Raw genomic sequence first — 19736 nt, 5'->3', positions numbered from 1 at the left:
GGCATGCGCGTCATTGCGCAGTCGCCTGGAAGAATTTCGGAGACGAACAATGAGCGACACCAAGACCCAAGTCGGCCAGATCCGCACCGAGGTGCACGGGCATGTGTTCAAGATCATCATCGACAACGTAGCGAAGAAGAACTCCTTCAGCCCGCAGATGATGGCGCAGATGTCGGATGCGATGACGCTTCTCGATCGCACCGACGATTATTGGGTCGGAGTGCTCTGCGCCGAGGGTCCGGATTTCACGGCCGGGCTGGATATGCCGAAATTCTTCGGACCCAAGGCCGAGAATACCGAGCTAAAGCCCGGCAACATCGATGCGTTCGCCTTGAAGAGCCGGTGCCGCAAGCCGATTGTGACTGCAGTGCAGGGGATCTGCTTCACGATTGGCATCGAAATGATGCTGGCTGGCGATATCGTCGTGGCCGCCAACGACGCCCGGTTCTGTCAGATGGAATCCAAGCGCGGGATCGCGCCTCTTGGTGGTGCCCATTTCCGGTATTTGACGCGGGCGGGCTGGGGAGACGCGATGTATCACCTGTTCCTATGTGACGAGTTCGGCGCAGCCAGGGCTCACAAGATCGGCTTCGTTCAGGAAGTCGTTGCACCCGGCCAGCAGATTGCGCGCGCGATGGAGATTGCGAATCTGATCGCCAAGAATGCGCCGATCGGCATTCAGGTGACGAAGGAGGCCGCGCTGAAATACATCGAGGCCGGCGAGAGAGCCGCGATCGATTACATTCCCAAGATCAAGGATCGCGTCTTCAGCAGCGAAGACATGAAAGAAGGCATCCAGTCCTTCGTGGAACGTCGCTCGGCAGTGTTCCTCGGGAAATAGAATCTGGCGGACCGTACAGTACGACTTCGCTCACGAGTCGGAGGATTTGACCATGGGAAGCATCAAGAAGGCATTCGATCTCACCGGTAGAAACGCCCTTGTGACGGGAGGTTCCCGTGGCCTTGGCTTGCAGATCGCCGAGGCGCTGGGTGAGCTAGGAGCACGGATCGTGATCTCCTCTCGCAAGGCCCCAGACCTGGAAAAGGCCCAGGCGCATCTTGCCGGGCTCGGCGTCAAGGCGGAGTGGATCGCAGCGGATAATTCCAGGGACGAAGACGTCAACCGCCTTGCCGACGAAACGATCAAGAAGCTCGGACGGGTGGACATTCTGGTGAACAACGCGGGCGCAACTTGGGGCGCGCCGACGGAAGATCACCCGATCGAAGCGTGGGACAAGGTGATGAACTTGAACATCCGCTCGCTGTTCCTGCTCAGCCAACAGATTGCGAAGGGCTCGATGATTCCCAACAAATATGGCCGCATCATCAACCTTGCTTCGATCGCGGGCCTGTTCGGAAGTTCCGGGGATATGCAGACTGTCGCCTACAATACGAGCAAGGGCGCGGTGGTCAATTTCACGCGGGCGCTGGCGGGGAGTTGGGGGCGTTACGGAATTACGACCAATGCTCTGGCGCCCGGATTTTTCCCATCGAGGATGACGAAGGGCACGATCGAAGCTGTCGGTGTCGAGAAGCTCGCCGCCGGTGCGCCGCTACGCCGCATCGGTGACGAGGACGATCTGAAAGGGGCCGCGGCTCTCTTCGCCAGCGACGCCGGCAAGCACATTACCGGGCAGATTCTCGCCGTGGATGGCGGTCTGACTTCGGTGCTATCGTCTTCCTGACCGTCGCTATATAGCCGCCTTCTGGTGGCAGGTGGAGGGCTAGGGGACCACCAGGGTCAGCGTCTCGGCAACCAGAGCCGGCGTTTGGCTATTCTCGATCTCAAGTACCGCGTTGCCCTTGATCAACAAACGCCCGTTGTCCTTTGGTTCGACACCGGTCATGGAAAGCTGAAGGCGAACGCGGTTACCCGATCTTACTGGTGTCAGGAACCTGACCTTGTCCAGGCCATAGTTGAAGACCGCAGCTGCGTCGACCGGAGCGAGCCCAAGGTCCATGCCGAGGGGCGCGATCAACGACAGGCTCAGGAAACCGTGAGCAATGGTGCCGCCTGCGGGACTTTCCTTGCTGGCGCGCTCCGTGTCCACATGAATCCACTGCCTGTCTCCAGTACAGGCCGCGAACTGGTCAATCATGGGCTGGTCGATGGTGATCCAGTCGGATGTTCCGAGATTCTGGCCTACGAAATCCCTGATCGCCTCGAGCTTGATTTTTGCCATCGCCGTGTCCGTTGGTTCAGCTGTTTCGCATATTTCCCCAAACTGCGAGGAAGGCCATGTCGATTTTGTTGAACGGGGAACGCAATATTGAATAGCGGCCAGGCTTTGATGGCTTTTTCGCTTGTGTTTCCGGGTCCTGCGACGTCGTTCGCACTCGGCGATTAGGAACCAAAAGCGCTTGCGCAAAGGACGAGAGCATGACCGAGGCAAGCTGGGATTTGTTTCGCTTGTTTTCCGTGGTTGCGAGAACTGGAAGCGTCAATCGTGCCGCACACGAACTGGGAATGAGCCAACCGACATTGAGCAGGCGTCTGAAGGAGCTGGAGCGCTACGTGGCCGCTCCCCTGTTCTTTCGCGCCTCGTCCGGGGTGAAGCTGACGCGGGAAGGCGAGGACCTGCAACGCTCGGCCGGCGATATGATGCTCGCATTCGAGTCGTTTCATCGCGATCTGCGTTCACGCGTCGGGCAACGATCGTCAGTGGTCAGGATATCGGCGACCGAAGGCATGACCAAGCACTGGCTTCTCCCGCGGGTTGCGGAGCTGCGACGGCGCGATAGTCGGATCTACCTGGAAATCATCTCCACGGTGAACCAGCAGAGCTTGGCAACGAGCGATCTGGACTACGTCATCAGGATGGGAGATCCCGGCGAGAACGATCTCATTGGAAAGCGGGTCGCGGACGTACCGATGGGGATTTTTGCCTCCGAGCAGTACCTTGCCGGACGCCCCGCGCCTCGGTCATTGTCAGAGCTGAGGGATCACGACATCATCGGCCATACAGCCGATTTTGTCTCCTTCCGCAACGTTCGGCCCAATCAGAGACATTTGTTGGAGTATTTCTCGGAAGCGGCGGGCATCCGCAGCGTTGTTCGGGTCAACCCGGTTGCTAGCCATTTCGCCGCCGCCGGTTGCGGTCTCGGGCTTGCGCTTCTTGCTGTACCATTCGCGCAAGCCGAGGGACTGGTTCAGGTCTTGCCGCAAGAGACAGTTACGATGAACGTATGGCTGCTGCGCCGGCGCGAGAGCGACCTGAGAAAATTGACTCGTGAAGTCAGGCGATTCCTGGAAGCAGAATTCGCCGCTTCCAGGGAATGGCTCGCGAGCAGCCCTCGAAATGCGAGAGTGACCAAACGCAAGGCCTGAGGCCGTCTCACATGCTGCCTTCGCCGCGTCTGGAAATATCGCGGTAAGACGCGCGAGGAGGCCGTGGCCATTCTGCGCTGAATAGCGGTAGTTCAGAATTTAGATACTTGCCGGGCGCCGTGCCGGTCATCCTCCATCCCAAAAATCATAACGGGAGGGATGGATGTCCAAATCGGAAGGGGCCTTGCTGTCAACGCCGATCCAGACGATCGCGGATATTCCGCGACGTTACGCGGCGATCACTCCCGACGCCGTCGCCGTGAGCTTCGAGGGGCGCGACACGAGCTATCGGGTCCTGGACGAATTATCGAATCAGGTCGCCAATGGCCTCGTGGCTGGGGGTGTGCGACCGGGCAGCCGAATTGCGATACTCGACAAGAATTCGGATATCTTTTTTCAAGTGCTTCTCGGGGCAGCCAAGGCCCGCGCCGTCCTGGTTCCCGTCAATGCAAGGCTGGCACCTCCCGAGGTCGTTTTCGCTGTCAACGATGCCAAAACCGAGATTCTCTTCGTCGGGGAATCGTTCGAGAAACTCATCACTGAAATCCAGGATCAGCTGGACACTGTTTACCAAATCATTGTGCTGGACTCTCGTTACCTGAAGTGGCGCGATGCTCACCCGCCGACTGAGACGAGACTGCCAGTCAAGCCCGATGACGTTTGCCTGCAACTCTACACAAGTGGCACGACCGGCTATCCGAAGGGCGTGCAGCTTTCTCACGCAAATTTCCCGCTACACGCGCTTGACGACTGGAAGGCGTGGTCGTCCGACGACGTCATGTTGCTCGCAATGCCGTTATTCCACATCGCAGGGGTGGGTACCAGCGTGTTCGGTCTGGTCGCCGGCCTCAAGACGATCGTGCTTCGCGAGTTCGTTCCATCGGTGGCGCTTGAGACGATACAGCGCGATCGAGTTACGGTCACGTTCCTCGTTCCGGCAATGTTATTGGCGATGCTGGCCGAACGTAACGTCGAGACATGCGATCTCTCCTCGCTGAGGCAAATTCTTTACGGGGCGTCACCGATCCCGCTCGAGCTCCTCAGGAAGTCGCTCCGGGTGTTCAGGCATACGGGGTTCTTCCAGGTCTACGGTCTAACCGAGACGGCTGGCGTCATCACCGTTTTGGGAGACGCGGACCACTCCGTTGGCGATGGCGAACTCTTGAGGTCGTGTGGCCGCCCTATCGAAGGCGTCGAGTTGCAGATCATCGACGCTTCGGGAAAATCGCTGCCTGCTAGACAGGTGGGTGAGGTCGTGTGTCGATCATCACAAAATATGCGGGGGTATTGGAATCGGACGGACGACACCGCGAGGACCCTCAGGGACGGGTGGCTGCATACCGGCGATGCCGGATTCCTTGATGAAAACGGCTACTTGTACATTCATGATCGTTTGAAAGATATGATCGTTTCCGGCGGAGAGAACGTCTATCCCGCCGAGATCGAAAGTGCCTTGTATGGACATGCGGATATCGCCGACGTCGCCGTCATCGGCGTGCCTGACGACCGGTGGGGTGAAGCGGTCAAGGCCCTCATCGTGTTGAAGCCGGATCGTTTTGCGGACCCGACGGGCATACTGCATTTCGCGCGAGCAAGGCTGGCGGGGTTCAAGATCCCGAAGTCGATCGAATTCGTGCGCGAGCTTCCCCGCAATCCATCCGGGAAAATCCTGAAGCGGCTGCTGCGAGAGCGCTACTGGGAAGGATATGAGCGGATGGTCAATTGAGTGCGGCTGGCCGAATTGAATGTATCGGACCGGGAGACGTTTTTGCTAGGCGACCACTGCGTCCTGCAACTTGAGCGACTGAAGCGTCAACACCTCGGTCAAGCGCAGATGTTCCGTCATCAGGTCGGTGGCGAGTTTCACATCCCGGCCAAGAATGGCTTGGGCCAGTGCCGAATGTTCGGCGCGCAGATCACGATCCGCGCGCGACATTCGCACATTGATGCGGCGATAGCGTTCGCCCTGGACGAAGAGTTGTTCGCGGATTCGCAGCAGCCAGGGGCTGTCGCAGGCCGCCACCAGGGCAGCATGGAACTTCGCGTGCGCGATCATCCAGTCGTCGCCAAGGTCGCGAATGTCATGGGGCGTATGCGAGAGCTCATGATCGGCTGCGACAATCGCAGCCTCCCATTTGAGGCCGCCGAGTTTCATCGCGCGGTGCATGCATTTCAGTTCGATGTCGATTCTGACGGCGGTTAGGTCGGAAACGTCGGCGGCATTGATGGGCGCCACCCGGAAACCCCGCTGGGGCTCCGCAATAACCAGTGCCTCGGCGGAGAGACGCGAAAGAGCCTCCCGTACAACGCTCGGGCTGACCCCAAGATATTGAGCCAGATCTTGAATTTTCAGCTTTCCGTCGGCCGGCAAGCGGCCGGCCAAGATGTCCGAGCGAAGTCGAACATAGGCTGAAACGGTAAGGCTGGTCGCGTCCTGGGGCATCCCGCCCATTTTCACAAGGATTCGGGAGAATACAAGATAGATCGAATAATATCTTTTTTATGTTGACCGTATGAGTTTTTCAGATACCGTTCCATTATCGAACCCAACGACTGACTCAAAAAATCCGGAGGAATTCAATGGCCACACCAAACGAGTTGGTTACCGTCAGTCGGGAGGGCGATCTCGTTACCCTGACGATGACTTTCGCTCCATACAATCTCGTGGCAAAGCCGCTGCTGACTGCGCTACTGGACGCAGTCGAAAAGGCTCATAAGGAAGGCGCGCGCGCCATTATCCTTCGCAGCGGGTTGCGACACTTCTCCGCCGGTGCTGAAATAGAACTATTCGACAATCGCGGCGAACGGCTGCCCGAAATTGATGTATGCGCCTGCCTGGATGCGCTCGAACAGGTTCCTGTGCCGATCATCGCGAGCATGCACGGATTGGCCCTCGGTGGCGGATTCGAGCTGGCGCTGGCCTGCGACATCATCGTTGCCGCGGACTCCTCGAAGGCCGGCATGGTCGAGGTGACGCTGGGCCTGCATCCGCTGATGGGCGCCATACAACGTGTGGCATCGCGCGCCGGTGTGGCGCGCGCCAAGGAGATGGCTCTGTTCGGACGTCGCTATGATGCGGCGACGCTAGAGCGCTGGAATATCGTCAATCGCGTCGTGCCCGAAGCCCAGCTTGAAGAAACGACGCGGATCCTCGCGCTCGAGCTTGCGATGGGGCCGACAGTGGCGCATGGCGCCACCAAACGGCTGATCCGGGAATACACGGACGAGACCGTCGTGAAAGCCGACCGCGCAATGTCTGACGCGCAGCGTCCAATCTTCCAGAGCAACGATCTCGTCGTCGGCCTCAAGGCCTTCCGCGAGTCCGGGCCTGGTCACGCCATTTTCTCGGGCCGCTGAGGGACGTTATCATGACAAATCGTACACCCCTTGCCGGAATCAAGGTCGTCGACTTCTCGCGTGTCCTTGCTGGTCCCCACTGCACCAGGGCACTGTCGGACCTCGGCGCCGACGTGATCAAGATCGAGCCGCCGCGCGGAGACATCTCTCGATACGCACTGCCTGGCGACGAAACCGCGAGCATGTCCTACTACTATATCCAACAGAACGTCGGGAAACGGAACATCAGCATCGACCTTAACTTCCCCGAAGGAAGAGAAGTCGTGCGCAAGATGTGCGACAGCGCCGACATCATCGTTGAGAATTTTCGCGCCGGCACATTGAAATTCTTCGGCCTCGATTATGAATCCGTCGCCGCGCGCAACCCGAAAGTGATTTACGCCTCAATCAGCGGATACGGCCAAGGGAGCGCGCTGTCACACCGCAGCGCCTACGCGCCGACCGTCCATGCCGAATCCGGCTTTGTCGGCGGGATGATCGACCATCTCGGCGAGGATCTCACGGTCAAGAGGCATGATGCCTATTCGCATGCTGACATTTATACGGGCCTCGAAGCGATCATCGGCATTCTGGCAGCACTGCATCACCGCGACCAAACAGGCGAAGGCCAATATGTCGATATTGCGATGGCCGCCACCATGCTTGCCGTCAATGAGCGGGTGCACGCCGATCTCTCCGACGTGGATCTCGGCGCCGAACCGGCGGCGCTGGGACCTGCTGACTCGCCGTTCTTCAAGACAAGCTACGGTGACGTCATCACAATCGCGACCAGTGTCGTCAGCAGTCTGACGTTTCCGAATTACATCGCGGCGATGCGTCGCCCCGACCTCGCTTCAGATCCCCGATTCGCCACGCCGGCGGCGCGCCGGAAGAATCTCAACGCCCTTTACCAGATCATCCAGCAGTGGATTCTTTCCTTTGCCACGGCCGGCGAACTCGATGCACAGCTCGACGAAGTGAAGCTGGCGTTCGGCGTGGTCCGCTCGGTCAAGGACTTCGCCGGTTCGGACTGGGTCAAATGGTGGGGCGCGATAGAAGAGGTTACGGACCGCCGCGGCAAAGCTGTCAGAATCCCCGGCAAGCCCTGGCACTTCTCAAAGACGCCACTGGCCGCTGCGCGCGAAGCTGCCTTTCGCGGCGAACACAACGTCGAAGTAATGAAGGAATACGGCTACTCCGATCAGGAGATTGCTGCCCTTACCAATTCGGGCGTGCTGTTGACGAACATTCCGCCGCGACCCTCTCCGTCGATAGAAGAATCCGCGCCGCCCGATAGTGACGATGTCCTGAAGCAGGCGTCCTAGCTGGGTCGAAACCAACTGATCAAGGAATGCGGGAGGGAAATCATGTCGTTGTCGCTGTCTTCGGAACAAACGCGAAAAATCCTGTCTAATCCGTCTTTTCGGGAGCTGACCGCCGCACGGGCACGGTTGCGGTGGGGGCTCTCGATCGTCACGTTGCTGATGTTCTTCGGCTTCATCGGGCTGATCTCAGCGGCGTCGTCAGCGCTCGGGAAGAGCATGGCAGGCGGAGCCGTTCCGTTGGGCATGTCGATCGCGCTTGGCATGATCGCCATGGTCGTTGCCCTGACTGGTTACTATGTACGCCGTTCCAACACGTACTTCGACGGCCTGACACAGCTCGTTCGCCGGGAGTGTGGCCGATGATCATGCGCATTCTGCTGGCCGCCATTGCCGCGACGGTGTCCTTCTCGGCACATGCGCAGGCCACCGCTGTCGTAGCGGGCCGCGATCTGAACTGGGTTGCTATCGGCATGTTCCTGTTGATTGTCGCCGTCACGCTCCTCATCACCTATCGATCGGCTGGTCGAACCAAATCGAAGGCGGACTTCTATACCGCGGGACATGAGATCACACCCCTCCAGAACGGCCTGGCGATTGCGGGGGATTTTCTTTCGGCCGCAGCTTTCCTCGGCATCTCGGCGCTGATCTATGCGACCGGCTTTGATGGCCTCATCTATGCATTAGGCTTCTTGACGGGGTGGCCGATCGTGCTGTTCATGATGTCGGAGCGATTGCGTAACCTCGGCAGTTACACGTTCGCCGACGCAGCGTCGTTTCGTCTTGATCGCACCTCAGTTCGTTTGGTCGCCGCCACGGGTAGTCTCGTGGTCGTGCTGTTTTACCTGATCGCGCAAATGATCGGCGCCGGCAAGGTGATTCAGCTTCTGTTCGGCGTGAACTATCTGTTCGCAGTCGTTGGCGTCGGACTTCTGATGATCGTCTATGTCGCTGTCGGCGGCATGCAGGCTACCACCTGGGTTCAGATCACCAAGGCGCTGCTGCTGCTGATCGGCGGCACCTTGATGGCGCTGGTGGTGCTGTGGCGCTTCGATTTCAGTCTTGGACGCCTATTTGCCGAGGCGAGCCGGGTGCACCCCAAGGGGGCCGCAGTTCTCTCTCCCGGTGGGCTGTTCGCTGAGCCGGTTTCCGCGATCTCGCTTGGACTCGCGCTGGTGTTCGGTACCGCGGGATTGCCGCATATCCTGATGCGGTTCTTCACCGTCAGCGATTCCGCAGGCGCAAGGAAGTCGGTTTTCTACGCGACGACCTGCGTGGCCTATTTCTGCCTGGTCATCCCGCTGTTCGGCTTTGCCGCGATGGTGGTCCTTATGCCGGACGCGAGTTTCTTCAACGTCGGCGCAGGCGGTCAATTCAACAAGATTACCGATCTGATCGGCGGTCCCAATATGGCGGCGGTGCACCTGGCGGGCGCTCTCGGCGGACCAATCCTGCTTGGGTTTATCTCGGCCGTCGCGTTTGCCACCATTCTCGCCGTGGTAGCCGGATTGACGCTCGCCGGCGCCTCCGCGGTGAGCCACGATATTTATGGGCAGGTGATTGCGAAGGGTAACGCGCCGGAGGCACGTGAGGTCATGGTTGCGAAGATTGCCGCGGTGGCGACCGGCATCGTCGCGGTGGGTCTTGCCATCACTTTCGAGAACCAGAATGTCGCGTTCATGGCGGGGTTAGCGCTTTCGGTCGCGGCAAGCTGCAATTTTCCAGTGCTGGCGATGGCGATCTTTTGGCGCGGTACCACCACGCGCGGTGCGGTTGCCGGCGGCCTGGTCGGGCTGTTCAGCTCTCTCCTGTTCGTGGTGCTAAGCAAGACGGTCTGGGTCGCGGTGTTCCATTTCGCGGCGCCGTTGTTTCCATACGACAATCCGGCGCTCTTCTCGATGCCCCTGGCATTTCTGGTAATTTGGCTCGGTTCGCTGAGTGACCGAACGGCGCGTGCCACGGCGGAGCGGCGCGCGTTTGACGCTCAGTTTGTGCAATCGGAGATCGGCATCGGCCTCTCTGAAGGCAACAACGCGCTGGCGGGAGTTGCACGATGAGCGCCACGATCGACGAGACCCACGATCCGGCGCGCCGCAGTTTTGTGTCGTCCGCAAACGATCCCTCCGGCGACTTCCCCATCCAGAACCTGCCGCTCGGTGTCTTCAGCCGTGGCAAGGACGGGACACGATCCGCGGGGATTGGGATCGGCGACCAGATCCTCGATCTTCATGCGGCGCACAGGGCCGGTCTCCTCCCGGCAGAAATTCCCGAGTGGACCGTCGCCGACTCCTCGCTCAACTCGCTATTTGCGTTGGGACCTCGCGCGTTGCGCACCTTACGAAAGGCAATCAGTGCCGCGCTTGACGCGGGTTCAAGCGGTGAGGCTGCGCGCCGCCGGGCGTCGGACCTGCTGGTCCCAATGGGCGCCTGCACGATGTATCGTCCGACCGCGGTGCCGAACTACACGGATTTTTATGCCGGTATACATCACGCGAAGGCGGCGGGCGCACTTCTCACGCCTGAGAATCCGCTGCCCGCCAACTACAAATGGGTGCCGATTGCCTATCACGGACGGGCGTCTTCGGTGCAAGTCGGGCAGGGTGTTGTTCGCCGACCGATTGGACAGCGGCCGCCGTCGGTCGACGGAGGCACTCCGGGCTTCGGTCCGTGCGACCGGCTCGATTTCGAATTGGAAATGGGTTTCTATCTCTGCGGCGGCAACGAGCTCGGAAGTCCGATCCCCGTTGCGCGCGCAAGCGAACAGATTGTCGGCTATTCACTTCTCAACGATTGGTCGGCGAGGGACGTCCAGCGCTGGGAGATGTACCCACTCGGCCCATTCCTCAGCAAAAGTTTCGCAACGTCGGTCTCGCCGTGGGTTGTCACCGCGGACGCATTGGCGCCGTTCCGCATTCCGGCGATGGTTCGTCCTCACGGGGACCCCCAGCCGTTGAAATATCTGCTCGACGACGATGATCAGAAAAGTGGCGGGCTGGACATAAGCCTGAAGGTTTTTCTTACGACCGAAAAGATGCGGGCCGCAAGGGACGTTCCGGTCGAAATTCTCAGCTCGAACGCCAGATATCTATATTGGACACCGGCGCAGATGGTTGCGCACCACACGATCAATGGATGCAACCTTCTACCGGGGGACCTGATCGGCACCGGCACGATCTCCGGACCTACCGACGCTGAATTGAGCAGCATGCTCGAATTCACTTCTGCCGGAACCCGCCCCATTACGCTTCCCAACGGAGAGCGTCGCGGCTTTCTACACGACGGTGACGAGATCCGATTTGAGGGGCGCTGCACTCGTGAGGGTTTTGCATCCATCGGCTTCGGAGTGTGCGTCGGAACGATTGCGGCATCTCATCAGACGGAGCTTGAAAGCAGGGCGGCCTGATCCGCGCGTGTTAAGCGAAGAGTCGCCCCTCGAGCGATCCGCTCCGAGCGGGTTGGTACTGCCCGGAAGACGGCAGAACAATAGCTAGGAGAGGAACTGCCATGGAAAATTGCCACATGATCGCATACGCCATGATCACGATGCCGGACATCGACATGGAAGAGGTCCAGTTTGGGCAACTTCTCGTCGTTCTCGTAGCCTTATCGGTCGCCGTGGTGGGCCGCTTGGCTGCGTTTGTCTTCTGAGCCCCTCATGATGCGGTCGATATCGCCGCAGGGCTCACGCAAAACTCGGCGAGCGAGTGGAGGAGGATAAATTGCGGCCCGCGAGGCGCTACCGAAGCACAGCCCATGCTTGCCTGGTTTATTCCGACCAACAGGAATGGATCGGCGAGACGATTATAGTCCCGTAACGTCAACGAACTTCCCGCCTGCAGGGTGGTTTCCAATTCCAGACCCTGTATTCGTAGATCGTAAAAGAACAGCCGGATCTGCTCATCTGAGGTGCCGGCCAGCAATAATCTTGTTCGGAGGTATCGCATGAACGCCCAAACTTCCCTTGGAAAAGTCAGCCAGAACGCTCGGGCCGCCGACGAGCGGCTGGTCCGTGAGGACCTCGGTGCGCTGTATCATGTGTTTTTTGATCTAGGCTGGTGCGAACACATCTACAATCACATCACGGCTCGCGTCCCGGGTCCCGAGAAGCACTTTCTGATCAATTCGTTCGGGCTGGCGTACAACGAAGTCACGGCTTCCAATCTCATCAAGATCGATCTTGATGGGAATAAGGTTGTGGACGTTCCGGGTCGTGTCAATGCGCCGGGGTTCACGATCCACTCTTCGGTTCATGCCGCGCGCGATGACGCCCATTTTATCGCCCACACGCACACGACGGCCGGTGTGGCCGTTGCTTGCACGGATGAGGGGCTCTCGCATCACAGCTTCTACGGCGCGATGCTTTACGAGCAAATCGCGTATCACGATTTCGAGGGCATTTCGACGGATCTCGGCGAGCGCGAGCGCCTCGTCAGATCGCTCGGCAACAAGAACTACATGATCCTGAGACATCATGGGCTTCTGACCTGCGGGAGGACTGCCGCGGAGGCGCTGTTCCGCATGACGATCCTGCAACGGGCGTGCGAGGTGCAGCTCGCGGCGGCAACGTTCGGGAAGGGCTGGCGGCCTTTGCCGGAAGAGATTTTGCGCCGTACGACGCGACAGATGCAGAGCGAGGTTGCGAAGGGCTTCGACGAAAAGACCGCCTTTGGACAAGATTCGTTCGAAGCCTATCGGCGCGCATTGGACGCAAAGGGTTCGCGTTACAGGGACTAAGAGCGGCGTCGGCGCGGTTCGCTGAATGGACCGTGAGGGGTCGTTCTGAGCTACAGTGAATACCCCTTGATGGGATTCGCTGCGCGCCAGCATAATTGTCTCCGCCTCGAAGCGGCGCGCCGCATCAATGAATGGCCGAAGCCCGATCCCGATCTTTCGCTCAACGTGTCCAGCTGTTCGTCCCCGAAGATTTCGAGTGAGCGCTCTTTGATCTCGTGCGACGAATGCCCATTGTCGGTCGGTTAAGCCCAGCGGTGCGACCGGTAAGTCTGCTACAATCGCTTCAGGCCGACAGCGGAGACAAGCAAAGATCAGTTGTGCACGCACGATCCAGCCGGCTTAACGCTCTTCCGCGTCAGCCGCGCTTGCGCTGAGAGGGTGGCTTAAACTCCACGACCTCGTGCTGGTCGCACGGATCAGGTGGCTCATTTTTTTTCACGATTAGCTCAAGCTCGAGAGCCTCGAAGGCGAGCTCATCCGCCATGCGCTTAAACAGCTCGCGCTTTTCCATGTCCGTCCCCCGCTGACTCATCAGCGCAAACTCTCTGGCGTCAGCGCGGACCTTTTCCAAACGTCGTCGGAGGTCCTTCATGTGTGCCGGCTCAGCTTCTAAACTTATCCTCGGCCCGAAGGATCAGTTCGCTTGTTCCGATCGCCCGGGAGTCAACTGCCGAAACTGGATATTGGTTCTATGCGGATCGCCAAATTCGCCGCTCATCATGCTGCGATATCTAGCCACGCTCTGATGAGCCATCCCTGTCCGGCTCTCGCCGGATGCATAGAACTACCATACCTGAAAGGGCATGAATGTTCGAAAGCGCACAGACGCGATTGTTGCGCCGGACTAGGCTTGTGAGCGATCCCGGACGCTCGCGAAGCGCTCGGGGCCCAATGGCCTCGGGGGGATGCCAATGTGCCGGCTGTGCTGAAGCGGCTCCGTCCGCGAACGCAGTGCTGCCGGCTGCGTGCCGGGCATGAGGCAGGAGCAAGCTCGGCAGATTTCAGATCAAACGATGGTCGTTCTCGTGCGTACATTCCTTCTCATTGTGGGAATATGGCTACTGGTGAATGTTCTGTTCGTTGTAGTTGTCCTGCCCACGCGCAGACCGGCACCTACTCGGCGAGCAGGAACTCCATCTCCGGTGACGATCAACACGACGGCCCGTCGATCGGACGATCACGACCCACCACTCCCGCGGCGCGGGATGACGCCGGTTGCAATCAGAGTTCTTTTCGTCGTCCTCCTCCTTCCAGTCCTTCGAGCGTGGAATGCGGTTAGGCGGCACTTCAGAGGGCGCCACGACTAGACGCGGGCCATCGCGCGCTCGAGATTCTCGTCGATGTCTTCACTGCGCCGCGGGCCCCCCGAGCGATTCAGCGAGACCCATCAGCCAGATCGCCAGCGCGCTCGCTATGCCATGCCTCCAAGCATGGTATGACCCGCGTTCGAGCGATGATGTGAAGAGCTCAGAGCCCCAGGGGGTAGCAGCCGGCGCCCGCATTCCATCCCAAAATGCCGCAATCGGTGCTCAATTTGTCTGCCGCTTTTGGGCTGAGGCCTGATCGATCAGGAAATCGTGCAAATCTCGGCCGCCTCGAAGCTGCGGCCGCAGCCATCGAGGCAGCCTGCCGCGACCCGACCATGTCTCCGCCGGGTTCTTCGGATTGCGATATTTGGGACGAACGGGCGGGTATGGACGGCGCTTACGATTGAACCGCGTGGCCTCGTTGGCCAGTCCAATCCTGTGGAGCCTTTCCTCCAAATGTGCTTTTTGCACCAACATTTTCTGAGTGAGTTTGGCGGCGACCTCTTGGTGAAGTATCCAGAGTTCGTCAACGGAGAGCGAATTGAAATGCGCGGTGTTCATGGCTTCATCCGAATCTTGGGCAGAAGGCCCAGGCAGACAAGTCGGGAATCCGGGAGCAGACAAGCCGTCAGTTAAATATTGATCGTGCAATCCACATTTAAATGCCAGGGGTAGCAGGGAGAAAGGCGCGACAGTGGTAATATCGTGGCGGAGTGTTTAATTTCCTGCGAGGGGTATCCACGTATCGTGACATCCACAAGCTCCCCCTCGGCCAGTTGCGCGCTTTCGTGTTGGGGAACGAGCGCAATGATGGCGGGCGACGGCGCCGCGGATCGCGGGCGGGAGTGAGGCCCGGCGCAATTCAGGTGGCTCGATGAATCGATCGCGCTGCCCCGTGTTGCACCCCTGGAGTGCCGGACCGGCATATTAATTAGGTAGCCAAGACTACAATTAATTCATCGCGCTGCCCGATTTAAGCCCCATGGGAGCCGTTGTCGCCGCTAAGGCTCGAGCGGGGGTAAGGGCGCACCCGGGAGTTCTCGATGTCCGGTCATTTGCGATTGTACTTCGCCAGTTTGGTCCTTGTCGGAGGTTTTTCGGCGGGGCCTGCGTCTTCCGATCCTCTTGCCGATTTCTTCAATACTGCTAGGTCCCAACCCACGGTAACCTCTCCGCCGCAAGCCGAATGCGTGCCGCGTCCGGGTACCTCGATCACTGGTGGACAGCATTGGGTCTACCGGACGGACGGTCGCCGCAAATGCTGGTTCCTGGCCGAGGGCATCGCGACGGTGAAGAAGCCCATTCGGGCGCGCGTGGCCAAAGACCGCAGCGCCAGTTTGGACGAAAACGGGACGAGGCGGAGCGCGGTCGTTGATGCGCGCGCGGAGTTGCTGCGCTCAACACCGCCCGAGCAATCTCAGCCGCCTGTACCCGAAATGAAGGTAGCTGATGCCGATTCCAGTCTCGGCACGGGCCCCGCCCTGATGTCGGCGGCCCCCATTGTCGATCTTCCCAACCAGCTCACGCCCGAACACTCCGCGCCGGGCCAAGTCGACGCTGGGCAGCTTCTCGCCGCCGCGCCCGCCGATTCACCTCAAGATATGCCGCTGGGGGCGCGCACTGCAGAGGCGCGCGACGAAGCGCGCAACTGGACGGCCTGGTTTGGTGTGCTGCTGATGACGCTTGGTGGCCTCTCGCTCTTAAGCTCGAGCCGCACGCTTCGGCACGCGTGGAGATTGCGCCACTGAGGTAGCTTAGATACGAGGTACAGCCGCCGCGCGATCGGTGGATTCCACGAGCTGATATAGCCGGACTGCAACACGTACATAGGTTCCGTGCGCCACACCTAGTTTGGCAGTGCCTAGACGAGCATTCGAGTACGATGACGGTCGCCTTTGGGATCGGACTGCACTATGCGGTACAAGGTGTTCGTGGTGGACGGCAGCCGGCAGGTGATCTGCGCTGCAAAGCTCGACTGCATTGACGAGCAGGCGGCGAGACGCCGAGCCGAGCAAATGCATGACGAGCACGACGTTGAGCTTTGGGAAGGCAATCGACTCGTTGCGGTGTTCCGAAGTGCAACGTCGAATGAAAGCCGGAGCTAACGCGCGATCCTGAATAGACGGTCTCGCCGCCGAGTTAGTTCGAGCGTTGCGAGGCACCCCGGCCTGGTGGTTGCCGACATGTCGCAGCGACGTCGTCGCCGAGGCTCACCACTGCGGGGATGAAGGCGCCAGTCCTCGTCAAATAGTGGCAGATGCAAGGAAGGCGGGCAATCCGTACATCGAATCGCGCGAATGAGCCAACGCGGGTCAACCTTCGGACCCGGCAAGTCTCTAAACGGCTTTCGCTCTGCCGCTCGGTTTGGTACGCCGTCTTCTGCCGATTGTTCTTGCTTCTACATGTCGGAGCTTACTCCGAAGCTTCTCCACCTCTCTAAGCTCCTCCAGAAGTGCCTGGTGCCGTTCGCTCAGAACAGCACTAGAAAAAAGCTGACGCGTACTCGACATCATATGCCTCAGAAAATGACTTGGAGTAAGAAGTCGACGAAAAGCGAAAGACAAAGACGCCGGACCGAAGCTCAATGAGCTAAAGCCGCAGCCGCCAGATGCTCCCAGTACTCTGCCTCTGCAAGCAGTTTCCAGCTTCTCTCAGGTTGGAGTGCGGCAGTCTGTCGGCAAAGCAAAGCCATTGCACGAAAGCGGCGGGCAGCTTCCATTTCAACCTCCCATGTTTTCCCCAAACATATTTTTCAATTTCGCGATGGAGTCATCATGATTATATACAATAATCAAATTTCTTATTTAATGGCGGTCTATTTGGTTCCCTATGTGGGCTGAACGGGAACTGGTTTCAGTTTAAGCTTCACATCGTTTCGAATGCTTGCTCGCCGGGGCCCTGTTGCGCGGTAAAGCGAACGAGAAACTTGCGCGGGACGGCAACACGAGATGCGAAGCTTCGCGTGCGAGCATCGCAATGTCAGAAATCCCAACCGAGGACCTTGTCGCCGCACTCCAGGACACTTGCGCCGGCTACCGAGCCATAACCCAGCCATTGGGATTGCGTCAGCGGTCTGCTCTCACGCTCTGGAACGTGCGCTCGGGCGACAAGGACGGCTACGCTGACCCGATAAGGATGACCCGCAACACATTGAAAGCTCAAGTTCGCCGCTTCACGGCCGGTGGGCCTGGATCGCGTCGGGTGCGCAAATTAATGATCGCAGGTTGGCGCAAAGTATTGCGCGACGGTTGCTTTCATGCCCCGTCTTCGCGGATAGGGGTGAGTTTCGGCTCCCGCGGGCTCGCTGCGACTGCCGATCCACGCGAGGCAAAGATCACCTCGCGGACCGAGTGCATCTTGAGAAAAGCCGTAAAATTCCGGTCGCCTCGCAGGAGGGGCGCAAGAGCCTCCTTGTTGTTGATTTCGATGCATTAATTATTAAATATGGTGGATAAATAAATAAATGGACTTGAGCTTTAATTTAAAATAGGTTTGATTTAATCTGGAGTGATTGATCGTGGCGCTTCTTGATCACGGTTGTCGCTTCTGAAGCCGCGAATATTGCAGAATCATAATTGCCAAAACGGGGGCGGCCGAGCGCCGGCCACGATGGGCAGGGGAACCGCTAGATCGTTCGCGTAACTTGGCAGGGATTGTCGCTGGGGCGGACTTATCGCCGTCCGAGCAAGCGCTACCAATTTGCGTGAATTGATTTTGCGGCGACGCTCTCTGCTCTGCATTGGCAGACGAGGGTTGCGAATGACGTGCACGCATTTTGTAGCAATGTTCACTCGGGCTCGGGCAATTTCGAATTCTTCTCCGTCAGTTTGCGATCTCTCGATCCAGCCAGGTTTGCGGTTTGCAAACATGGCGGCTGCCAGGCGCGCGATCATGCACGCGACATCCGCTCGCAAGCTCGGAGCGACTCCAGCCCCAAACTGGCTTGAGCGGCACATGTTCTGTTTGCACATTTTCGAAGCGCTGAGCAGGACGGCTGGCCTGCTGAGCAGCTCGGCATTTTTCTTCAGCAGCATAAGCCAGGCAACGGCCGATCATCCCAGCGCCATTGTGCAATTTGTGCCGGTCCGTGAATGCGGACGGCGCATCACCCAGAGGATTTAAGCTATGGCGACGCAGACAACGGGCGGCGGCAGCACGGTTTCGTTCGGCAATACTCCGCAAGCCAACACGGACAGTTTCTCGTTTACGGAAGACGCCAGCAACATTCTCATCTTGAACGTACTGGCAAATGACCTTGGGGGCGCGGCCAAGACGCTGTTCTCCCTGGACAATGGAACGAGCTCCTCCGCGTCCACCAAGAACTACGCACCGGCGGACTTGCTGGTCAAAGATGTAGCGTACAGCAGTGATGCCGCTGGAATGGCCGCAACCGGTGACCGCAGCGCCCTCGGCGCACGCATCTGGATCGAAGCGGACGGCACCGTTCATTACGACAAGGGCGACATCAACGTTCAGCTTCAGGCGCTGGCGACCGGGCAAACGCTGACCGACACATTCACCTACGCGATCCAGCTGGGCAATGGCACGCTCAGTTGGGCGACCGTGACACTCCAGTTCAACGGCGCAAACGACTCGGTCTTCATCACGTCAAGTCCGCAAAGCGGCTCGGTGGTAGAAGACGCGAATGCCACACCCGATCTCTCGGATTCGCAGGGCGCGGCCGGCACTATCAGTTTCAACGACGCCGATCTCAGCGACACGCATTCGGCCTCGTTCGCGGCAGCCTCTTCCAACACTACTTCGCTCGGCGCCTTCTCGCTCGATCCTGTCAACGAGGCGGCCAATTCCGCCAACGGCGCGGTGCAGTGGCACTACAATTTGAACAACGCGGCTGCGCAACACCTCGCTGCGGGCCAGACCGTCACCGAGAGCTTCGTGGTGACGATCAATGACGGCCATGGCTCAACAGCCACCCAGACGGTGACGGTCACGATCACCGGCACCAATGATGCTGCCACGGTCTCTTCCGAGGCGAAGTCCGTCACCGAGGGTAATGCCGCCTCCGCGCTCAACACGAGCGGCCAACTCACCATCACCGACCCGGATACGGGCCAGGCCCATGTCGTGGCGCAATCGAACGCCCATGGGACCTACGGTGACTTCACGATCGATGCCAACGGCGCCTGGAGCTACACCGGCAACGGCGCCCACGACGAGCTCACGGCCGGCCAGCAGGTCCAGGACCAGTTCACGGTGACCAGCCAGGATGGCACCGCGAGCGGCACGGTGACGGTGACTATCACCGGCACCAATGATGCGGCCACGGTCTCGTCGGACTCGAAGTCCGTCACGGAAGGCAACACTGCCGCCGCATTGAACACCTCCGGCCAGCTCAGCATCACCGACCCGGATACGGGCCAGGCCCATGTCGTCGCACAGACCAACGCGCACGGGACCTATGGCGACTTCACGATCGATGCCAACGGGACCTGGAGCTACACCGGCAATGGTGCCCACGATGAGCTCACCGCCGGCCAGCAGGTGCAGGATCAGTTCACGGTGACCAGTCAGGACGGCACCGCGAGCGGCATCGTCACAGTGACAATCACCGGCAGCAACGATGCGGCGACGGTCTCGTCGGACTCGAAGTCCGTCACGGAAGGCGACACCGCGGCGGCGCTGAACACCAGCGGTCAGCTGACGATCGTGGATCCCGACACGGGCGAAGCCCATGTCGTCGCGCAGACC

The 19736-nt window shown here is 59.4% G+C and carries 18 protein-coding genes; 14 read left to right on the top strand and 4 right to left on the bottom strand.

The features are described from left to right. Nucleotides 1-49 precede the first annotated feature (49 nt). Both MOV75_RS01600 and MOV75_RS01595 read left to right on the top strand, forming a co-directional pair. Nucleotides 50-841: a crotonase/enoyl-CoA hydratase family protein gene (locus MOV75_RS01600; protein ID WP_246917471.1), complete on the top strand. Its 792-nt coding sequence runs from the start codon at nt 50-52 to the stop codon at nt 839-841. 52 nt (nt 842-893) lie between these two features. Then, the gene (locus MOV75_RS01595) at nt 894-1685 is read left to right on the top strand and encodes an SDR family oxidoreductase (RefSeq protein WP_246917474.1); all 792 of its coding nucleotides are present in this window, start codon (nt 894-896) and stop codon (nt 1683-1685) included. Nucleotides 1686-1724: 39 nt separating this feature from the next. On the opposite strand, the gene MOV75_RS01590 is transcribed toward MOV75_RS01595, so the two are convergent. Continuing rightward, nucleotides 1725-2183 (bottom strand): MaoC family dehydratase, encoded by a 459-nt coding sequence (locus tag MOV75_RS01590; protein WP_247004618.1) that lies wholly within the window; start codon nt 2181-2183, stop codon nt 1725-1727. A gap of 197 nt (nt 2184-2380) precedes the next feature. On the opposite strand from MOV75_RS01590, the gene MOV75_RS01585 reads away from it, so the two are divergent. Further along, nucleotides 2381-3328, top strand: a complete 948-nt coding sequence (locus MOV75_RS01585; RefSeq protein ID WP_247004616.1) for a LysR family transcriptional regulator — start codon at nt 2381-2383, stop codon at nt 3326-3328. 163 nt (nt 3329-3491) lie between these two features. Further along, complete coding sequence (locus MOV75_RS01580) at nt 3492-5054, top strand: fatty acid--CoA ligase (protein WP_247004614.1); 1563 nt, start codon at nt 3492-3494, stop codon at nt 5052-5054. Nucleotides 5055-5099: 45 nt separating this feature from the next. On the opposite strand, the gene MOV75_RS01575 is transcribed toward MOV75_RS01580, so the two are convergent. Further along, nucleotides 5100-5771, bottom strand: coding sequence for a GntR family transcriptional regulator (locus MOV75_RS01575; protein WP_247004612.1), 672 nt, complete (start codon nt 5769-5771; stop codon nt 5100-5102). A 137-nt stretch (nt 5772-5908) separates the two neighbouring features. Between MOV75_RS01575 and MOV75_RS01570 the strand changes: the two genes are divergently transcribed. The 7 genes from MOV75_RS01570 to MOV75_RS01545 all read left to right on the top strand — a co-directional run bounded on the left by MOV75_RS01570 (nt 5909) and on the right by MOV75_RS01545 (nt 12720). Next, nucleotides 5909-6685, top strand: coding sequence for an enoyl-CoA hydratase/isomerase family protein (locus MOV75_RS01570; protein WP_246917488.1), 777 nt, complete (start codon nt 5909-5911; stop codon nt 6683-6685). An 11-nt stretch (nt 6686-6696) separates the two neighbouring features. Further along, nucleotides 6697-7989 carry a CaiB/BaiF CoA-transferase family protein gene (locus tag MOV75_RS01565; RefSeq protein WP_246917491.1) on the top strand — a complete coding sequence of 431 codons (1293 nt, stop codon included), beginning with the start codon at nt 6697-6699 and terminating at the stop codon, nt 7987-7989. Nucleotides 7990-8031: 42 nt separating this feature from the next. After that, complete coding sequence (locus MOV75_RS01560) at nt 8032-8352, top strand: DUF485 domain-containing protein (protein WP_246917494.1); 321 nt, start codon at nt 8032-8034, stop codon at nt 8350-8352. Continuing rightward, nucleotides 8349-10043 carry a cation/acetate symporter ActP gene (gene actP / locus MOV75_RS01555; RefSeq protein ID WP_247004610.1) on the top strand — a complete coding sequence of 565 codons (1695 nt, stop codon included), beginning with the start codon at nt 8349-8351 and terminating at the stop codon, nt 10041-10043. The genes MOV75_RS01560 and actP overlap by 4 nt, the downstream gene beginning before the upstream one ends. Further along, entirely contained in the window at nt 10040-11389 is a 1350-nt protein-coding gene (fahA, locus tag MOV75_RS01550) for a fumarylacetoacetase (protein WP_247004608.1), read from the top strand. Before actP ends, fahA begins: the two co-directional genes overlap by 4 nt. Before the next feature lie 116 nt (nt 11390-11505). Beyond that, nucleotides 11506-11634, top strand: a complete 129-nt coding sequence (locus MOV75_RS42400) for a hypothetical protein (RefSeq protein WP_018322638.1) — start codon at nt 11506-11508, stop codon at nt 11632-11634. 294 nt (nt 11635-11928) lie between these two features. After that, nucleotides 11929-12720: a class II aldolase/adducin family protein gene (locus MOV75_RS01545; protein WP_247004606.1), complete on the top strand. Its 792-nt coding sequence runs from the start codon at nt 11929-11931 to the stop codon at nt 12718-12720. A 355-nt stretch (nt 12721-13075) separates the two neighbouring features. On the opposite strand, the gene MOV75_RS01540 is transcribed toward MOV75_RS01545, so the two are convergent. Further along, nucleotides 13076-13312, bottom strand: a complete 237-nt coding sequence (locus tag MOV75_RS01540) for a hypothetical protein (protein ID WP_247004597.1) — start codon at nt 13310-13312, stop codon at nt 13076-13078. 937 nt (nt 13313-14249) lie between these two features. Next, on the bottom strand, nt 14250-14588 hold the full coding sequence (locus tag MOV75_RS01535) for an H-NS family nucleoid-associated regulatory protein (protein ID WP_246917506.1): 339 nt from the start codon (nt 14586-14588) through the stop codon (nt 14250-14252). Between the two features lie 482 nt (nt 14589-15070). Here MOV75_RS01535 and MOV75_RS01530 point away from each other — a divergent pair, with 482 nt between their 5' ends. From MOV75_RS01530 to MOV75_RS01520, 3 genes are all read left to right on the top strand, one after another. Continuing rightward, nucleotides 15071-15775 (top strand): hypothetical protein, encoded by a 705-nt coding sequence (locus MOV75_RS01530; protein WP_247004596.1) that lies wholly within the window; start codon nt 15071-15073, stop codon nt 15773-15775. A 165-nt stretch (nt 15776-15940) separates the two neighbouring features. Beyond that, entirely contained in the window at nt 15941-16132 is a 192-nt protein-coding gene (locus tag MOV75_RS01525; RefSeq protein ID WP_247004594.1) for a hypothetical protein, read from the top strand. Between the two features lie 2020 nt (nt 16133-18152). Next, the coding region (locus MOV75_RS01520; protein ID WP_247004592.1) for a VCBS domain-containing protein at nt 18153-19736 on the top strand (1584 nt) is incomplete at its 3' end.

Source organism: Bradyrhizobium sp. PRIMUS42 (assembly GCF_023006515.1).
Taxonomy (GTDB): Bacteria; Pseudomonadota; Alphaproteobacteria; order Rhizobiales; family Xanthobacteraceae; genus Bradyrhizobium.
The sequence above is the reverse complement of the archived record's forward strand: the minus strand, read 5'-3'. Positions and strand labels throughout refer to the sequence as shown.

What these genes read in the sequence shown, in the direction of transcription:
- MOV75_RS01600 (WP_246917471.1), top strand. Translation starts at nt 50, where the DNA reads ATGAGCGACACCAAGACCCAAGTCGGCCAGATCCGCACCGAGGTGCAC.
- MOV75_RS01595 (WP_246917474.1), top strand. Translation starts at nt 894, where the DNA reads ATGGGAAGCATCAAGAAGGCATTCGATCTCACCGGTAGAAACGCCCTT.
- MOV75_RS01590 (WP_247004618.1), bottom strand. Translation starts at nt 2,183, where the DNA reads ATGGCAAAAATCAAGCTCGAGGCGATCAGGGATTTCGTAGGCCAGAAT.
- MOV75_RS01585 (WP_247004616.1), top strand. Translation starts at nt 2,381, where the DNA reads ATGACCGAGGCAAGCTGGGATTTGTTTCGCTTGTTTTCCGTGGTTGCG.
- MOV75_RS01580 (WP_247004614.1), top strand. Translation starts at nt 3,492, where the DNA reads ATGTCCAAATCGGAAGGGGCCTTGCTGTCAACGCCGATCCAGACGATC.
- MOV75_RS01575 (WP_247004612.1), bottom strand. Translation starts at nt 5,771, where the DNA reads ATGCCCCAGGACGCGACCAGCCTTACCGTTTCAGCCTATGTTCGACTT.
- MOV75_RS01570 (WP_246917488.1), top strand. Translation starts at nt 5,909, where the DNA reads ATGGCCACACCAAACGAGTTGGTTACCGTCAGTCGGGAGGGCGATCTC.
- MOV75_RS01565 (WP_246917491.1), top strand. Translation starts at nt 6,697, where the DNA reads ATGACAAATCGTACACCCCTTGCCGGAATCAAGGTCGTCGACTTCTCG.
- MOV75_RS01560 (WP_246917494.1), top strand. Translation starts at nt 8,032, where the DNA reads ATGTCGTTGTCGCTGTCTTCGGAACAAACGCGAAAAATCCTGTCTAAT.
- actP (WP_247004610.1), top strand. Translation starts at nt 8,349, where the DNA reads ATGATCATGCGCATTCTGCTGGCCGCCATTGCCGCGACGGTGTCCTTC.
- fahA (WP_247004608.1), top strand. Translation starts at nt 10,040, where the DNA reads ATGAGCGCCACGATCGACGAGACCCACGATCCGGCGCGCCGCAGTTTT.
- MOV75_RS42400 (WP_018322638.1), top strand. Translation starts at nt 11,506, where the DNA reads ATGATCGCATACGCCATGATCACGATGCCGGACATCGACATGGAAGAG.
- MOV75_RS01545 (WP_247004606.1), top strand. Translation starts at nt 11,929, where the DNA reads ATGAACGCCCAAACTTCCCTTGGAAAAGTCAGCCAGAACGCTCGGGCC.
- MOV75_RS01540 (WP_247004597.1), bottom strand. Translation starts at nt 13,312, where the DNA reads ATGAAGGACCTCCGACGACGTTTGGAAAAGGTCCGCGCTGACGCCAGA.
- MOV75_RS01535 (WP_246917506.1), bottom strand. Translation starts at nt 14,588, where the DNA reads ATGAACACCGCGCATTTCAATTCGCTCTCCGTTGACGAACTCTGGATA.
- MOV75_RS01530 (WP_247004596.1), top strand. Translation starts at nt 15,071, where the DNA reads ATGTCCGGTCATTTGCGATTGTACTTCGCCAGTTTGGTCCTTGTCGGA.
- MOV75_RS01525 (WP_247004594.1), top strand. Translation starts at nt 15,941, where the DNA reads ATGCGGTACAAGGTGTTCGTGGTGGACGGCAGCCGGCAGGTGATCTGC.